Annotated in this window: 16 protein-coding genes and 1 pseudogene; 11 read left to right on the top strand and 6 right to left on the bottom strand. The window is 55.4% G+C overall.

Translation table 11 applies throughout. The annotated features are described in order from the left end of the window. Positions 1-70: 70 nt before the first annotated feature. The 6 genes from ACPOL_RS14265 to ACPOL_RS14290 form a co-directional block, all read right to left on the bottom strand. Complete coding sequence (locus ACPOL_RS14265; protein WP_114207644.1) at positions 71-1,120, bottom strand: alkene reductase; 1,050 nt, start codon at positions 1,118-1,120, stop codon at positions 71-73. A gap of 38 nt (positions 1,121-1,158) precedes the next feature. After that, positions 1,159-1,527 (bottom strand): nuclear transport factor 2 family protein, encoded by a 369-nt coding sequence (locus ACPOL_RS14270; protein WP_161557360.1) that lies wholly within the window; start codon positions 1,525-1,527, stop codon positions 1,159-1,161. Between the two features lie 28 nt (positions 1,528-1,555). Next, positions 1,556-2,116, bottom strand: coding sequence for a cupin domain-containing protein (locus ACPOL_RS14275; protein WP_114207646.1), 561 nt, complete (start codon positions 2,114-2,116; stop codon positions 1,556-1,558). Next, positions 2,117-2,647: a cupin domain-containing protein gene (locus tag ACPOL_RS14280; RefSeq protein ID WP_114207647.1), complete on the bottom strand. Its 531-nt coding sequence runs from the start codon at positions 2,645-2,647 to the stop codon at positions 2,117-2,119. 147 nt (positions 2,648-2,794) lie between these two features. After that, on the bottom strand, positions 2,795-3,658 hold the full coding sequence (locus tag ACPOL_RS14285; RefSeq protein WP_114207648.1) for a sugar phosphate isomerase/epimerase family protein: 864 nt from the start codon (positions 3,656-3,658) through the stop codon (positions 2,795-2,797). Positions 3,659-3,675: 17 nt separating this feature from the next. Beyond that, positions 3,676-4,125 carry an antibiotic biosynthesis monooxygenase family protein gene (locus ACPOL_RS14290; protein ID WP_114207649.1) on the bottom strand — a complete coding sequence of 150 codons (450 nt, stop codon included), beginning with the start codon at positions 4,123-4,125 and terminating at the stop codon, positions 3,676-3,678. Between the two features lie 315 nt (positions 4,126-4,440). Between ACPOL_RS14290 and ACPOL_RS14295 the strand changes: the two genes are divergently transcribed. The 11 genes and pseudogenes from ACPOL_RS14295 to ACPOL_RS14340 all read left to right on the top strand — a co-directional run bounded on the left by ACPOL_RS14295 (position 4,441) and on the right by ACPOL_RS14340 (position 15,291). Beyond that, complete coding sequence (locus ACPOL_RS14295) at positions 4,441-5,349, top strand: SDR family NAD(P)-dependent oxidoreductase (protein ID WP_114207650.1); 909 nt, start codon at positions 4,441-4,443, stop codon at positions 5,347-5,349. 129 nt (positions 5,350-5,478) lie between these two features. Next, positions 5,479-5,712, top strand: a pseudogene (locus tag ACPOL_RS34785) (response regulator); the annotation flags it as partial. Between the two features lie 36 nt (positions 5,713-5,748). Next, the gene (locus ACPOL_RS34790) at positions 5,749-6,042 is read left to right on the top strand and encodes a response regulator transcription factor (RefSeq protein WP_236657539.1); all 294 of its coding nucleotides are present in this window, start codon (positions 5,749-5,751) and stop codon (positions 6,040-6,042) included. Between the two features lie 5 nt (positions 6,043-6,047). Then, on the top strand, positions 6,048-9,062 hold the full coding sequence (locus tag ACPOL_RS14305; RefSeq protein WP_114207651.1) for a sensor histidine kinase: 3,015 nt from the start codon (positions 6,048-6,050) through the stop codon (positions 9,060-9,062). A gap of 134 nt (positions 9,063-9,196) precedes the next feature. Beyond that, positions 9,197-9,856 (top strand): helix-turn-helix domain-containing protein, encoded by a 660-nt coding sequence (locus ACPOL_RS14310; RefSeq protein ID WP_114207652.1) that lies wholly within the window; start codon positions 9,197-9,199, stop codon positions 9,854-9,856. A 133-nt stretch (positions 9,857-9,989) separates the two neighbouring features. Continuing rightward, positions 9,990-10,739 carry an SDR family NAD(P)-dependent oxidoreductase gene (locus tag ACPOL_RS14315; RefSeq protein WP_114207653.1) on the top strand — a complete coding sequence of 250 codons (750 nt, stop codon included), beginning with the start codon at positions 9,990-9,992 and terminating at the stop codon, positions 10,737-10,739. A gap of 104 nt (positions 10,740-10,843) precedes the next feature. Further along, positions 10,844-11,221: a VOC family protein gene (locus ACPOL_RS14320; protein WP_114207654.1), complete on the top strand. Its 378-nt coding sequence runs from the start codon at positions 10,844-10,846 to the stop codon at positions 11,219-11,221. Beyond that, entirely contained in the window at positions 11,221-12,309 is a 1,089-nt protein-coding gene (locus tag ACPOL_RS14325) for a quinone oxidoreductase family protein (protein ID WP_114207655.1), read from the top strand. The genes ACPOL_RS14320 and ACPOL_RS14325 overlap by 1 nt, the downstream gene beginning before the upstream one ends. 15 nt (positions 12,310-12,324) lie before the next feature. After that, positions 12,325-13,155: an oxidoreductase gene (locus tag ACPOL_RS14330; protein WP_114207656.1), complete on the top strand. Its 831-nt coding sequence runs from the start codon at positions 12,325-12,327 to the stop codon at positions 13,153-13,155. A 280-nt stretch (positions 13,156-13,435) separates the two neighbouring features. Further along, positions 13,436-14,818, top strand: a complete 1,383-nt coding sequence (locus ACPOL_RS14335; RefSeq protein ID WP_114207657.1) for an amidohydrolase family protein — start codon at positions 13,436-13,438, stop codon at positions 14,816-14,818. Next, positions 14,815-15,291 carry a carboxypeptidase-like regulatory domain-containing protein gene (locus tag ACPOL_RS14340; RefSeq protein WP_114207658.1) on the top strand — a complete coding sequence of 159 codons (477 nt, stop codon included), beginning with the start codon at positions 14,815-14,817 and terminating at the stop codon, positions 15,289-15,291. The genes ACPOL_RS14335 and ACPOL_RS14340 overlap by 4 nt, the downstream gene beginning before the upstream one ends. The last annotated feature ends 371 nt before the right edge of the window (positions 15,292-15,662 follow it).

Raw genomic sequence — 15,662 nt, forward strand, 5'->3', positions numbered from 1 at the left:
CCGGCTGGGAGGGGTGTGTCTAGAAAATTGGGTTTGGTTCGATAATCCCGTCGAAGTGGGGATTACTTCGCTAGAGAGCTGGATGATCCACATACCCTTCGGGACCATGCGCGTAGAACGTGGCTGGGTCTGCTGAACTCAGAGGCTCGCCATCAGCAAATCGTTTCGGCAAGTCTGGGTTGGCGATGAACAACCTCGCGAAGGATACGGCGTCTGCTTCGCCGCGTGCAAGACTCTCGTTCGCTGATTCAAAGGTGAAGTTTTCGTTAGCGATGAAGACTCCACCGAACTCACGCTTCAGATCGGGACCGAGCGAATCAGCGGCGCGGAACTCGCGCGCATGAAGATACGCTAGCTTGAGTCGCCCGCACTCTCGGGCCACATACTTGAAAGTTTCGGCAGGGTTCGCATCGGACACGTCGTGACGATCGCCTCTAGGAGAAACCCGCACTCCAACACGGCCAGAACCCCACACTGAGGTACATGCGTCGACGATGAGAAGGAGCAGACGCGCTCGATTTTCGACTGACCCTCCAAAGTCATCAGAGCGGTGGTTCGTTCCGGACTCCAGGAATTGGTCGACAAGGTACCCGGTGGCTGCGTGAACCTCTACCCCGTCGAAGCCAGCCCGTTGAGCGTTCTGGGCGGCAACTCGGAATTCTTCCACCACGCCATAGACTTCTCGAGTCTCCAAAGCGCGTGGCGTAACGAAGTTCTTCTCCGGGCGCACGAGAGAGACATGACCGGCTGCGGCGATTGCAGAGGGCGCTACTGGAAGCTCACCATTGAGAAATAGCGGGTCAGAGATACGCCCTACATGCCACAGCTGCAGATAGATGCGACCGCCGTGTTGATGAACTGAAGAGGTAACTTCCTTCCAGGCTTTGACCTGCTCTTCTGACCAAATGCCGGCCACCTGCGCGTACCCGAGGGCGCTCGGCGAAACGGGTGTGGCCTCTGCAATGATCAGACCTGCGGAGGCGCGTTGCGTGTAGTAGTTCGTCATAAGCTGCGTAGGAATGTTGTCGACGGTCGCGCGAAGTCGAGTCATCGGAGCCATAAGGACCCGGTTTGGTAGCTCAATGTCGCCGATTCGTATGGGATCAAGCAGAGTTGGCATCGGTAGAGTTCCTTTTCTGTTCATTGTTCCGTTGCAGGTCAGTTAGTCGACGGCTCGAGGCCCGAATGCATTGCAATCAATTGCCAAACGCCTTGCTCGTGGATCCACACAGACAGCGCTTGATTTCGCAATTCAATCGCCTTGCCTTTCAACTCCAATCGGAGGAAGAGGTGATTGAAGACGAGCGCGGTCGAACCTTGCACAATGATGTTCTGTTGGGAGCGGTCAATCTGGTGATACTCCCAGGCTCGCTCCCTCAACCCGACGAGATAGGCCGCTTTCGTATGTTGATTCCCCGTGGAATGCACGTGTAGCAACCGCTCATGCAACAACTCCTCAAGGGTTTCCACATCCCGGCTCAACATCGCGGCATAACGCCGATCTTCGAGGCGCTCGATCTCAGACATGTTGTTTTCATCCGCCATCTTTATCACGTCATCGCACCGGAACACCGAAGCCTGGGTACTGTGGCAATGCCTGCCTGGTCTCCTCTTCCGACATCACGTAAATACCGTTGTCGTTGCACGCCTTGATCGCACGCTCGGGTGTGCCCTCTACATACGTAACGGCATGATCCGGAAGAGACATGCTCTTCGTGCCTTCACCCATCGTTAGAAAGTAGCTATCTAGCCCGACTGAAGCTTCTCCAGCCGCAGCCACAAGAATTAGTGTGCGTACCTGGGCGGAAAGGCAGTTGAAGGCATGGGCTTTCCCTTTGGGTAGAAAGACAACGTCACCCGCATTGATGTCCAGCGTTTTGTCTTCGCAATAGAAGCGCATGGAGCCCTCGAGCACGAAATACATCTCGTGCTCCCGGTCATGAATATGCGGAGGCGGCTCGTTCCCTGGCTTGGTGTAGTACTCCATCAGGGCAAAGCGCCCATCGGTCTCCGAAGCTTTGGCGAGGAACGTCATCAGACTTCCCATGTAGGCGACCGTGGCATCGATCGTCGCGGCGCGTTCGAACGCAATTCGTGATTGTTCGAGTTCAGTCATCTACTCGGTCTCCTTCTCTGTGTTTACGTCATACGGAGCGAGGTACATCTCGTTCTTGCGAGCAATCTCGGACACGCGGACTACCGCGGCTTTGGGCTCGAGAGAGGCGAAACTCTCCCTTTGGTCGGCTACCTGCACTTCGTCGAAGAAATCCTGATGCGAACCCGTGGAAACATCGAGTAGCCGGCATTCTCCGTCGCTCTTGTTGAAGAGCGCATGGAGTGCATTGGGTGGGATCACGATCGTCGATCCAGGGCCACAGATGAAGTGCTCTTGCGCACCGTCGTGAACGCGGAAGAAGGTCATTTCACCTTCGAGGATGTAAAAGGTTTCTGGAGATGTGTGGCTGTGCAGATCGACGCCACCACCCGGAGCTAGATGTAGCTCGAACATTGTGTAGGCGTGGGCGCTGTCTTCACTGCGGACTTTCCACAGGAAGTGGACCGGCCCCAGATCAAAGGGTCTTCCTTCGTCTGGCTTGATGACGCGAACGCCTTCTTGGGCAGGTAGATATTTGAGAATGTCTTGCATCGTATCCCCGAGTCGCGAGTTGCGACCCTTCTTGTTTTAGCGGGGAGGGACGTGCTTAGCGTGTCCAGAACCTCGGTCTTGGTTCGAAGGACTCAGTCAATCATGGCTCTCAGCCTATTGGATGTTCGACGCGCTAATGACCAGCCTTCATGCGTCCCGCGCAGGTGGCGGTAGATAGCGTTCAAAGACCCCTTGCGTAATCTCGCCGATCTGCTGGGCGCTGAGTTTGTCGTATTGCGGCGAGAACACTTCAACACCCACGTTGTTAAGTGCGCCAATCTCACTCAGAGTCTCAATCAGTCTAGAAATAGGGAAATCGCCATCACCTGGCGTCAACCGATTATTGAGACCGTCATAGGCGAGGGACATTCCTTCAGGAACTCGGGCTGTTGCATCGCAGAGTTGGACTGCGGTGATCTTGTCTCCCGGGATGCTCCGCAGCAGCTTTTCGTCGGGTCCACTTCGCATGTAATGCCAGAAGTCGAAGACGATGCCCGCATTGTCCGCCTTCACCTGCTGGAGTACCTGCCAAGCCATGCTCAGAGAGTTCACCCCGAACACTGGAATGAACTCGAGGTCACACCTCAACCCTTCCTTGGCTGCGCGAGCGCATAAGCCTCCCAAGGCATCCTCTATCTCTGATACGGTGTAGCGGTTCGCAGCGAAGCCACTCCATGCGGTGAACGAATCTACCTCCAAAGCCGCCGCCATGCGGAAGAAATCATCCTCATCGAACCCGACGATGTCCGTTGGGAAATCCATGCCCTCGACGCGTGGCTTCCAGTCTGAGGTCCAGCGAACAAACGGGTCTAGGTGTGTGATTCTCACACCTACGTCCGCAGCGATCTCCCGCAGGTCGCTCGTGCTTAGGCTGGACCCAAGCCACTTGTTGTAATCCGAAGGCGTAATCGCTATCGCAGAACACCCGGCTATCCCAGCCGCCTTGACCTGCTCCCGAAACGGAAGAGCTCGGACCGTTCCATTCCACATGACGCGAGTCTTATTGCTCATGCTGCCCCACACTTCACCTACGCCCGCTTCCAGTCATCGATCGTCGAGTACCAGGCGGGAGTCCGCTCAATCTTGAGATCGACAATCATCTTCTCGAATGCTGCGCGGTACGGCTTCGTCATCTGAGCCTTCATGAACGATTCTGGCGATTCGTCCCATACCTCATAGTTCAAGATGCTTTCGGGATCTCGCATGTCTTGAACCAGGGATGCTTCGATGAAAGTGCTTTCTTTCACAATGTGCGTGAACACTTCGCGGAGCTTCCCAAGGAACTCTGACTTTTGAGATTCGGGGATACGAAAACGTACAACAAGTGTGAGTCTGTTTGACACTGGGGTTTCGCCTTTCGCATAACGTAGTCCGACCATCGCAGCGAGCGTTCCGACCATCATCTCGCGCCGACTCGATAGCCGATATTGGAGGGCGTTAACCAGAGCGTTGGATTCTGATGATTCGGTCTTTCGCATGAGTATCCAACGTGTGATTTCTGCTGCTATCCATCTCAGCTTGTCGCAACTCTAGCACGCAATTGGACGTGCATCCTGCTCCTACAGCGTCTCCCACGATCTTCGGCGGAGCTTCAGACACAATGGCGATGGTTCGTGCACATCTTGAGGAGATCTTCCGTTCGAACGAACTGGATCCTAGTAAAAGATCGATCCCAACCTGTTATCGATGGACACGTCTTCGTTCACAATGAGCCAATGAAACCAGAGGATTATGCACACACCACGCCACGCGGCGATGTCTGATTAGCTTGATGGCGATAGGAGATCTCCGAAATGAAGACACGTTTTGATTCGAAATCGACGGCAGACATGGTTCTTGCTGACCTCGACTTGTCTGATCGGACCATCCTCGTAACAGGGTGTAGTGGCGGAATTGGGTTCGAGACAATGCGCGCGCTTAGCGCACATGGTGCGCGCATCATCGGTGTTGCCCGCTCCCTCGACGGCGCCCAGAGAGCTTGCTCAAGGTTGAGAAGCCCGGCGGCGGCAATCGCTTGCGACCACTCCGATCTTCGGGCCGTCGACCGTGCTGCGTTGCTCATCAGCGAACGCTACGAGAAGGTGGATGCCATCGTAGCGAACGCGGGCATCACAGGATCGCGAACCGTCCAAACCCGCCATGGCATCGAGATGCAGTTTCTCGTTAATTACCTTTCTCATTTCCTCTTGGTAAACCGACTTCTTCCCAAGCTACCGAACCAATCAGGACGAGTTGTCGTCGTCAGTAGCAGCGCTAGTAAGAATCAAGCGCCGAGCGAGGGCATACTCTTTGAAGATCTCGACGGGCACGCGAAATACAACGCCTCAAAGTTTTATGGGCAATCGAAGCTAGCACTCGCTCTTTTCGCGGGCGAATTGGCTAGGCGCGTAGCAGGTCGGGGCATCTCCGTGAATTCGCTGCATCCTGGCGCCGTCAAGGGGACGGACCTCAACCGGAACCTGAAGTTTCCTCTTTCGGCTGTCCTCTCGGTGGCCCAGCTCTTCTTCAAGACGCCCGAGCAGGGTGCGGCGACGCAATGCATGCTGGCGGCAAGCCCCGCTGTGGATGGAATCTCCGGCGAGTATTGGGCGGATTGCCAGATCGCTAAAGGCAGCAAATTCCTGTCAGACAAATCGATGGCCGCACATCTCTGGCAGGTCTCCGAGGAGCTTGTGACGCGCAACTTGAACGTCAAGGTTTGAAGCCAGCGCTGCGTTCACGCGACAATAGAGTGTCGCTGCATTAACGCTTGGCGGGATACCTTATGGACGAAACGCCCCTAATTCGAATCCTCAGTGTCGAAGATCATCCGGTTTTCCGCGAGGGTCTTCGTGCGGTGCTTAGCCTACAGCCGGATATGGTGTTGGCCGCGGGTCGCTTCGAACGCAGTCGAGGCTTTGGAGCAGTATCGCCGTCAGGCCCCAGATATAACGCTCTTGGACTTGCGACTTCCCGGAACAGACGGGTTTGCGACGCTGGCGGAGATACGAAATTTGAACCCCGACGCTCGCGTGATCTTCTTGACGACCTCTGAGGCCGATGCAGACGTGCGTCGAGCAATGCGCGGAGGCGCTTCCGCCTATGTTCTGAAGAGTCTACCGATGCAGGAGCTGGTGATCATGATTCGTTCAGTTCACAGTGGCGAGAAGCATGTGCCGCACAAGTTTGCTGCACGTGTAGCTGAACGCTTCGGCGAAGACAGGCTAACCGATCGCGAACTGGACGTCTTGAAGCTCATTCGCGATGGCCGTCGCAACAAACAGATCGCCTCTGACCTAAAAATCGCCGAAGCAACGGTGAACTTCCACATCAAGAATCTTTCTCAGAAGTTGCAAGCGAACGATCGCACGCACGCCGTGATGATTGCGCTCCGGCGCGGGCTTTTGGAGATCTGATTCCGATGAACAAGTGTGTCCAAGACATCTCGGTCGCGCTACTGCTTGCTGGCTGCGTCACGAGCAAGGCCCTCGAGCCAGATGCACAACTTTCGCAGTTGGGGCACACGGCTTGGCGCATTCGCGACGGTGCCTTTAGCGGTGCAGTGAATGATGTCACGCAAACTGCAGATGGATTCCTTTGGATAGCGACGGACAACGGACTTCTGAAGTATGACGGCGTCCGCTTCTCTCCTGTTGGAAGCGGAACCATCCTGGCGCTCGAAGCGGCGCGAGATGGAAGTCTCTGGTTTGGAACCGGTCAATCCTTGTTCCAAATGAACCATGGCCAAGTTGAAAAAATCGGTGGTCCTGAAGTTCATGTGAACAGCATTCGGCAGGACGCAAATGGAACGATCTGGTTCACTCGCTCTCGAACAAATCCGAGGAACCCCGGACCACTCTGCAAGGTCGCCGCGAAGGCGATTCATTGTCTGACCGCCGCTGACGGTCTTGCTCTCCCCTATGCAGAGGCTCTTGCGGTAGATACAAGGGGAGATCTATGGGTGGCAAGTAGCAGTCAACTGCTACGGGGGGAAGCAGGAGTCTTCAAGGAATTCCCCCATCCTGAACTCAACGCTGCGGCAACCTCAAACGGTATCGAGTCTCTCACTCCGCGCGCAGGCGGTGGCATCCTCGTAGGGATTACGAGATCGGGGCCGGGTCTTGGACTGCAAAGCCTCCAGGACGGGCTTTGGCACGACGCCTACGCCAGCCCTACACGGAGTAGCAATTGGAGCGTCACCGCTACGCTTGTTGATCGTGATGGTGTGGTCTGGGTCGGAACCTCCGATCAAGGCCTCTTCCGGGTGCGGCACGATGGTGTTGACCACTTCGCGGAAACAGATGGGTTAAGTGGCAACGCAATCTCAAGTCTTCACGAGGACCGCGAAGGCAACATCTGGGTCGGAACAAAGAAAGGGCTAGATCGTTTCCGCAATCTAGCCGTCAAGACATTCTCGACAACTGAAGGACTGGGGAGCGACTCGGTTCATTCTGTGACAGCGGCAGCACAGGGCGGTGTATGGATCGGGAACAAGGGCAGCCTCACTGCGCTCCGTGACGGCAAGATGGTCAACTACCTTCCTAAGAGCGGCCTTCCCGGTCAACGAGTAACGGCGCTTCTTGAAGACCACGCAAACCGGCTCTGGGTTGGCGTGGACGCGGACGTCTATATTCTTGAGCACGGCCATTTCACGCGTGTGACAGATAGCGAGGGACACTCGACCGGCGCTGCCGTGTCGATTGTGGAAGACACAGAGCACAACATCTGGGTGCTGGCGAGCAGACGGCCATACGTGCTTTTTCGACTCACGCCGAAGTCACATCTCCTCGAAGAGCAACCACTAATCGTCTCTCCGGAAGCGATTGCGGCCGACCCGGCAGGCGGCCTTTTCCTTGACGGCGGAATGCATGGAGCGCCGCTGGTCCATTACGAACAAGGACGATTGGAGACATGGGCGGCTAAGACCATACTCAAGAGAACCACCTTCGCATTTTCCAAAGATGGATCGAGATGGGCAAGTACATCCAGTGGCGTCGAGCTTTTGGAGCAGCAGGGATCGCGTTTTCTCGACACGACAAACGGTCTTCCTTGTAACCACGTGTTTTCGGTTCTCTTCGATCAGGCCGAGAACCTCTGGGCATATTCCGAGTGCGGCCTGATCTCGATTTCGAATTCAGAACTTTCACGATTCAAGGCCGATTCCCGATACTCCATCAAATCGCATCTGTTCGATATCTTCGACGGTGCTCTCCCTAATGGTGCAGATTTTGCACCACGCGCAACGCGCTCAGCAGACGGACGACTTTGGTTTGCGAACGGCACAGATCTTCAAGAGATTGATCCAGGCCGCGTGCAGCTTACCGCTGCGGCGTTCAATGTCCAGATTGAAGCCATCGTGGCGCGTCACGTTGAACAGCCTGCTGTGACCGGAATGAAATTGCCAGCTCTGACGCAAGATGTAGACCTGAAGTACACGGCTCCTGCACTGGCCGTACCGGAGCGTCTTAGGTTCCGGTATCGGCTCGACGGTCACGATCAGGAGTGGCAGGACGCTACCAGGCTGCGAGATGCGTTTTATACCGACCTGAAGCCCGGTGACTACACGTTTCGCGTAGTCAGTGGCGATGCAGATGGCAATTGGAGCCATGAGGAAGGCCGCTTTTCCTTCACGATCCTTCCCGCCTGGTATCAAACCAAGACATTCCTCATCGCATGTCTCGTGTCTGGCTCTCTTTTGAGCCTCTTCATCTATCGCCTCAGAATCCGACAAGTAAGAGGAGAAGCGCAAGCTCGCTATGAAGAACGTTTAGATGAACGAACGAGAATCGCGAGGGAGATTCACGACACGCTTCTGCAAACGATTCAGGGGAGCAAGATGCTTGCAGACACTGCACTGGTGCAAATGTCTACTCTAGACCCCGCGCAAGCACGAATGCAGATGCTGTCTACCTGGCTAGGAAATGCGATGGAGGAGGGACGGACAGCTCTACGCTCACTTCGAACTCCTGTCATTGAACAGCAATCGCTCGAAACTCTTATTCAAGACGCACTTGACGACTGCGCCATGTCGGGCAAGATCACTACCGATATGAAGACAGTGGGAGAGCCAACGTCGATGTCCATCTGCGTGCGCGAGGAGGTCTACCGCATCGGTTACGAGGCGATCAACAACGCTTGCTTACACTCCGAGGGTTCTCATCTTGAAGTCGTGTTGAGCTATGGAGACCCATTCGAACTCCGAGTAAAAGATGATGGCACCGGCATCGATTCGGAGTTTGTGAACAAAGGGCGTCTCGGGCATTACGGCTTGGCTGGCATGCGGGAGCGGGCGCGTTTTTTGAAGGCGAACCTCACACTCAACTCTTCGCCGGGTAACGGCACAGAGGTATTACTTCGCGTGCCACGTTCCAGTCTGATGGAAAACGCCCGGCTCTCCCTCTGGGCACGCTTCGCTCGCCTAATTCGCGGCGAGTAAAGAGGTCGGGCTACACCTATAGAAATCTGTAGGCAATACCTGAAGTTTGTGAGGTTTTAGGCAAACGCGGCTAAGTCTACTTTCATAAAAGCCATTGTTCCCCCGGGGACGGTGAGCTCGGAAGTGAGGTAGGCATGGCCGAATGCAGACATCACCGGGTCGCCAATTTTTTTGAACCGACCCAGACGAAAAAACTCTTCCTTATTCACGATGCATCGCGAAAGCCCTCGCGACTCGCCATGGTGCATCCCGCCGGCGCGAATACCTTGCTTCCCGGCCCAGCGTGGGTCGAGCAGGACGGGAAGCGTGTGCGCATCCAACTTCTCGATCAGGACGCGGATGAGATGAGCGGTCTGGCGAGCGAAGAGGCAGAGGCTGGGGCTCCGGCCTGCGTTCCACCCGCTCAACTTGCGGAAGACGGCCTCTCACCCTCCCAGTTCCGCCGAGTACTCGCGTTCATAGCCGAGCGTCTCAGCCGGAATCCCACCCTTTCAGAACTGGCTCGGGAAGCCGGGTTAAGCGCCGCTTACTTTTCTCAGCGATTCAAGTCCTCCACAGGGACGTCACCGCACCAATATCTCTTACGCCTGCGAATCTGCAAGGCGAAGACTCTGCTCGAAGAATCAGAATATCCCATCATCGATATCGCCGCCGAGTGTGGTTTTCAGACGCAGCAACACTTTGCGAGGATTTTCAGGAGACTGACCTCCAGCACTCCTACGGAATACCGGCGCCAACGTCAGCAGTCGGAGTTTGTCTCCCTGGCCCCAACGCTCTTTCTCGACCGGAACTGACTGTCCTCCGGGGATTACGGAAAGGAACTGTGAATCGGCGCTGAAAGCCGGAGTTTTGGACACCCTGTCTCCAAGCGGCATTCATCCATTACTAGGCACGACTTACGGTTGGCGACAAATGAAAGGATTGAATATGGGAAAGCTCAGCGGCAAAACGGCGTTGATCACGGGCGGCAATAGTGGGATCGGGCTTGCAACGGCAAAGCTAATGGCAAGCGAGGGAGCGAAGGTATTCATCACCGGGCGTCGGCAAGAAGCTCTCAAAAGCGCACTGGATGAGATTGGGTCTCTCGGCGCTGGTATCCAAGGGGATGTCTCCAAGATTGCCGATCTCGATCGACTCGCCGAAGAACTGACGACTCAAAACGTGAAGCTGGACATTCTGTTTGCGAACGCCGGCGCTGGAACGGTTCTCCCCATCGCCGACGTGACAGAAGAGCACTACTACCAAATCTTTGATACGAACGTGAAAGGCGTAGTCTTCACAGTTCAGAAGGTTCTTCCACTGATGAACGATGGCGGATCGATTATCCTGAACTCTTCCATTACTGAGAGCAAGGGTATGGAAGCCTTCAGCATGTATTCCGCGTCGAAGGCCGCCGTCCGCAACTTCGCGCGCGGGTGGGCGAATGACCTGAAATCCAGAAAGATTCGCGTCAACGCGATCAGCCCTGGCGTTGTGATCACTCCCGGTTACAACGGACTCGGGATGAATGATGAACAGATCAAAGAGTATGCTGCCCAGTCCTCCGCAAAGACCCCAGCAGGACGCACAGGTGAGCCAGAAGAGATCGCGAAGGCGGTGCTCTTCTTGGCGTCCGACGACAGTAGCTTTGTGAACGCCGAGAACCTAGTCGTTGATGGCGGATTCTCGCTCGTATAGCGCCATTCCCCGACGCTACGTCCGCGTCTTCGCCATCAGGAGTAATTCAAACAGTCTTAGTGAGACACCAAATCACTGAGACGAACATTTTTATGGAGCATGTTATGCGGGTTCTGCAACAAGCGATTCGCGTTTACACCGAGCGAGATCGCTGGGAAACGGTCATTAAGTTTTACGAAGTGCTTCAAGGCGTGCAGTGTGAACGGCAGGTACATATTCCCGAGACGAATGTAGATGCCGCAAAGGTAGGGGGCGTTCTCATTCTCGGCGCAGACGGAGATGTCCTCGACGAACTTCGCCTCGTGAACGCGGTTTACTACGTCGATTCCCTCGATGAGTCCTTCGCTTGGCTCGAGATGAACGGGTCAGAGGTAATCCACGCTCCACAGGCAGTGACAGGCGGGAGGAATCTTACCGCACGTCACCCCGACGGGTTGGTTGTCGAATATTTCGAACCAGCGAAGAAGAAGGAGACCGTCTAATGAAGTCTTGGAAGATTGACCGCTTGGGCGGCAAACTGAGTTTCGTGGACGTTCCTCTTCCAGAGGTTCGCCCTGGCAGTGTGCTGGTTCGCGTCGAGTCGCAAGCCCTGATGTCATATCTCAAGCCTTATGTGGAGGGCAAGCTCCCGGCCTATCGCGCGCCCGAGGACTTTACTCCAGGCGGTAACGCAATCGGAACGGTCGAAGCCTTGGGAGATGACGTCTGGCATCTCAAAAAGGGGCAACGGGTCGTAACATCGAGTCACCTTGTTGCACGGGAAAACGTGCAGGAGCCCGGGCAGATCTTGGTCGGCGTTACTTCCCCCGGTGGCATCGGAGATGCGCTCCAGAGTTCGTGGAAAGATGGCACTCTCGCGGAGTACGTACTGCTTCCGGCCCAAGTTGTAACCCCGATTGAAGGCCTCGATCACTACGAAATCCCGCAATTGGCTGCAATCACACGTTGTATCGTTCCCTTTGGCGGCTTGACGCGAGGAAGACTCCAAGCGGGAGAGACCGTAGTGGTGAACGGCGCCAGCGGTGCTTACGGTAGCGCCGCAACCCTCGTGGCACTTGCAATGGGCGCGAGCCGCGTTGTTGCTGCCGGCCGCAGCAAGGAAACTTTGGACAGGCTAGCCAAGGCAGGCGGTGACCGAGTCTTTCCCGTTGTGCTCACGGGCGACGTAGCTAAGGACACAGAGGCGCTTCGTGACGCAGCCAACGGTGGCGCCCATCTGGCTTTCGATCAAGTCGGTAACGCCAAAGACCCGAACTCGACGCTGGCTGCGCTGGGCTCGCTGTACCGTTGGGGCCGCATCGTTTTGATGGGCAGCAGCGCTGTACCCATTCCAATCAACTATCTCCAGATGATGTTCAACAACTGGGAGATCATCGGAAATTTCATGCACCCTCAGGGAGCGTATCTGCCACTGCTCTCGCTGGTCCGATCCGGTCAGCTGGACTTGAGCCCGATCAAAGCCAAAGTGTTCTCGTTGCCAGAACTCGAACCCGCCATGGAATACGCAAGCAAAGCAGGAAGTCTGGAAATAACCGTCGTCACTAGCAACCTCGCAACTCTGAGCGGGTGAAGGAGTAAGAACGATATGTCTCAGGTATGGCTCATCACAGGAAGTTCACGTGGTCTCGGCCGGGAATTTGCAATCGCAGCGCTCGAGGCCGGTCACAAGTTAGCGGCTACGGCACGGAAGGTAACTGACCTCGCGAACCTCCATAAGACCTATGGGGATAGGGTGTTGCCGATCGCGTTGGACGTCACTAACGAGGCCCAGGCAAGCGAGGCAGTTGAGACCACGATCAGCAAGTTCGGTCGCCTCGATGTACTCGTCAACAATGCTGGCTACGGCAATGTGGCCCCCGTTGAAGACACAAGCCTAGCTGAGTTTCGGGAGCAGATTGAGACCAATCTCTTCGGGACCATCATCTTGACGAAGGCGGCTCTTCCACATTTTCGTGAACAGAAAGCCGGGCATTTCATCCAAGTCACTTCGATTGCTGGTCGTATCGGCCCGATCGGTCGAGCCCCTTACGCTGCGGCAAAATGGGGAGTGGAGGGCTTCTCGGAGACGCTGGCGAAGGAAGTCGCGCCATTCGGAGTAAAGGTCACCATCGTGGAGCCAGGTGGATTTCGGACGGACTTTGCTGGAGCCTCCACCAGACTTCAGGAGGGCAGGCCTGAGTACGACGAGACCGTGGGCAAGACCGCGCGCTTTCAGCGCGAGTTTAATGGCAAGCAGCCTGGCGATCCCAAGCGGGCGGCTGCGGCTGTTTTGCGGATCGCCTCGGAAAAGAATCCGCCTTTCCGGCTCATTATTGGGAGTGACGCGTACAACGCCATCGAAAAGAATGACTTAGCAAAGATCGAGTCGGGGAAAGAGTGGAAGGAACTCAGCATTTCAACAGATTACTCGAAGTGAAGTGCCTAGAACGCCCCCGAAGGAAGTTTCCGACTGCTGAGTCAATGCGCAGGCGCTGGCGAAGGCGGATTGGCGCGTTCAGGCCGAGGCACTCATTCAGGAGCGGACTGCCCTATAAGGCCGCAAGGGATTGTCACGCACTTTGGGTTCATAAACCAAAGATCGGGGACAGCGCACGAACGACACCCCACCGGGTCTATCCTATCGAATAGAGGTATTCGCAGGACTGCGGCTAAATGTTGTATTTCTGACGCTTAATGGAGCCCCTTAAGGAGGACAGGTGAAGCCACTGCTTCTGACGCTGGCCTTTTCGCTTTGTGTAATCTTTGCTCAGGAACCCTCCTCGCCAGTGACCCTGATCCAACATGTCACCGTCATAAACGTAGGGACGGGCGAAGAGGCCAAGGAGCAGACGGTCAAGCTTCAAGAAGGCCGGATTGTCTCTGTCGCGTCGACAGCGCCTGGAGATGGGGGATCAGCGGGCGCGGTCGATGGTCACGGAGGCTTTCTCATTCCTGGCTTATGGGACATGCATGTCCACGTCCATGATACGGGCGAGCTGCCTCTTTACATTGCGAATGGCGTAACGGGAGTTCGCATGATGGCCAGGGAGCGGGATACGGCAGCTCCACGAGTTGAGCTCTCCGAAAAGAAACCCTCGCCCTTTATTTATTTGGCGAGCGCAATTGTCGACGGCAGCTCTCCAATGTGGCCCGGCTCAATCGTCGTCAAGAAACCTGCCGACGCCCGCCGTACAGTCGATGAGATCAAAGCTGGCGGGGCTGATTTCATCAAGGTATATGACGGAGTTCCACGCGACGCTTACTTTGCTTTGGCAGATGAGGCGAAGCTGCAGCATATCGACTTTGAAGGCCATGTCCCGGAGGCCGTAACAGCACAGGAGGCGTCAGCGGCCGGTCAGCGCTCGATCGAACACCTTACAGGAATTGCCCTGGCCTGTTCGAGCAAACAGGAGAGCTTGAACACCGCAATCGAACATGCACGATTCTTCCTCGATCGGCTCAGGGTTGAGGCTGAGGGCTACCGTAGCTTCGACCAGGCAAAGTGCCAGACTCTCTTTGCCGAGTTTCGTCAGAACGATACTTGGCAGGTTCCGACCTTGACGGTAAATCGCATGTGGGGCAGGCTGGACGATTCCAAGATGACCTCCGATCCTCGATTGACCTATGTCGATCACAAATCCAGGGAGAGATGGGAGGAAAGAACACAGCCCCAGATCAGGCGCTGGAACAATTCGGACTACCAAATGGCACGAGGCATCGTCGGGGTGGACGAGAAGATTGTGGGCGGCATGTATCGGGCTGGCGTACCGCTCATGGCTGGGACGGATGCAATGAATCCCTATTGCTTACCGGGTTTCAGCCTTCATGATGAGCTAACGTTCATGGTCGATTCAGGCCTTTCGCCGCTCGCCGCCCTGCAAACCGCAACGATCAACCCTGCTCGCTTTCTGCATCGGACGTCCGATTTGGGAAGCGTCGAAGCCGGCAAAAGCGCCGATCTGGTCCTGCTCCGTGCCGATCCGCTTGCCGACATTCACAACACGACTCAGATTGAGGCAGTGTGGCTGCATGGCCAATACTTCGATCATGCTGCGATCTTAGGTCTGTTGGAAGCTGCAAAGTTGGAGGCTAGACATTGACTTTGAAAATGACTCTGCGGGTGCATAGTTACCTTTTTGTCCTGTCAGTCTTCGCGATTGCTGCGATAAACCCGCCATTTTTGCTCGGTCAGGTCGTCCAAAATGGCACCTCAGACCCCAGTTTTTGCGAGAAGGCTGAACACGTTAAGTCCAATCTTCAACTGAGCACCCCCGTACGCATCTCTGGCCGGGTGGTTGATCAGGCTGGAGCGCCCTTGAAGACCTCAAAAGTCGAGCTTCGCAGCTATCTTTCGGCAAAGCAGCAAATGCCAGTCAAAATCGTCACCACAAACGGCGACGGTCGATTCGATCTCGGAAAAATTGGCTCCGGCAAATATCGCTTGCTTCCTTCGTCTACAAGGGCATTTGAACAGCCCCAGCACTTCAACTGTCCGAACGAAGAGTGCAAGCTTGCAATAGAACTCAGAGCTAACCCTACCGATCTTCCTCTATCAGTTTGTCCAATCCGCTGATTCTTCTTTGGTTTCTATCTTTCAGGCCGTGAGGAAGCTGCGACGCGAGTCGCTGAGATGGGCGTTTCCTAGATTAAGAGCGTAGTCATTCAGGCTTGAACGGGCGTTTCAGTGAGCACAAAACGCACAGCGCTCTTTCGCTTATCTCTGGCCTAGGTTTACGATGATTCCCAGTGGAGGTCAACTTTGATGAACAGCACCGACCGAAATAAGCTGCGACATGCTGGTCGAATTCCTCAAGAGACGCTGAATTATTTAGCTTCGAAAAGTCGATGGGATAACAGGCTGCGGTGGTGGGAACTTCCTATCTACCTCACGTTGTCTGTCTCAGTGATTTTGCTGGTCATGCTGCTCTTTCGTAGCCACAAGCC

The organism is Acidisarcina polymorpha, assembly GCF_003330725.1.
GTDB lineage: Bacteria > Acidobacteriota > Terriglobia > Terriglobales > Acidobacteriaceae > Acidisarcina > Acidisarcina polymorpha.

Coding starts and splice junctions, on each gene's coding strand:
- ACPOL_RS14265 (WP_114207644.1), bottom strand. CDS start 1,120: ATGCCAACTCTGCTTGATCCCATACGAATCGGCGACATTGAGCTACCA.
- ACPOL_RS14270 (WP_161557360.1), bottom strand. CDS start 1,527: ATGTCTGAGATCGAGCGCCTCGAAGATCGGCGTTATGCCGCGATGTTG.
- ACPOL_RS14275 (WP_114207646.1), bottom strand. CDS start 2,116: ATGACTGAACTCGAACAATCACGAATTGCGTTCGAACGCGCCGCGACG.
- ACPOL_RS14280 (WP_114207647.1), bottom strand. CDS start 2,647: ATGCAAGACATTCTCAAATATCTACCTGCCCAAGAAGGCGTTCGCGTC.
- ACPOL_RS14285 (WP_114207648.1), bottom strand. CDS start 3,658: ATGAGCAATAAGACTCGCGTCATGTGGAATGGAACGGTCCGAGCTCTT.
- ACPOL_RS14290 (WP_114207649.1), bottom strand. CDS start 4,125: ATGCGAAAGACCGAATCATCAGAATCCAACGCTCTGGTTAACGCCCTC.
- ACPOL_RS14295 (WP_114207650.1), top strand. CDS start 4,441: ATGAAGACACGTTTTGATTCGAAATCGACGGCAGACATGGTTCTTGCT.
- ACPOL_RS34790 (WP_236657539.1), top strand. CDS start 5,749: ATGCAGGAGCTGGTGATCATGATTCGTTCAGTTCACAGTGGCGAGAAG.
- ACPOL_RS14305 (WP_114207651.1), top strand. CDS start 6,048: ATGAACAAGTGTGTCCAAGACATCTCGGTCGCGCTACTGCTTGCTGGC.
- ACPOL_RS14310 (WP_114207652.1), top strand. CDS start 9,197: ATGGCCGAATGCAGACATCACCGGGTCGCCAATTTTTTTGAACCGACC.
- ACPOL_RS14315 (WP_114207653.1), top strand. CDS start 9,990: ATGGGAAAGCTCAGCGGCAAAACGGCGTTGATCACGGGCGGCAATAGT.
- ACPOL_RS14320 (WP_114207654.1), top strand. CDS start 10,844: ATGCGGGTTCTGCAACAAGCGATTCGCGTTTACACCGAGCGAGATCGC.
- ACPOL_RS14325 (WP_114207655.1), top strand. CDS start 11,221: ATGAAGTCTTGGAAGATTGACCGCTTGGGCGGCAAACTGAGTTTCGTG.
- ACPOL_RS14330 (WP_114207656.1), top strand. CDS start 12,325: ATGTCTCAGGTATGGCTCATCACAGGAAGTTCACGTGGTCTCGGCCGG.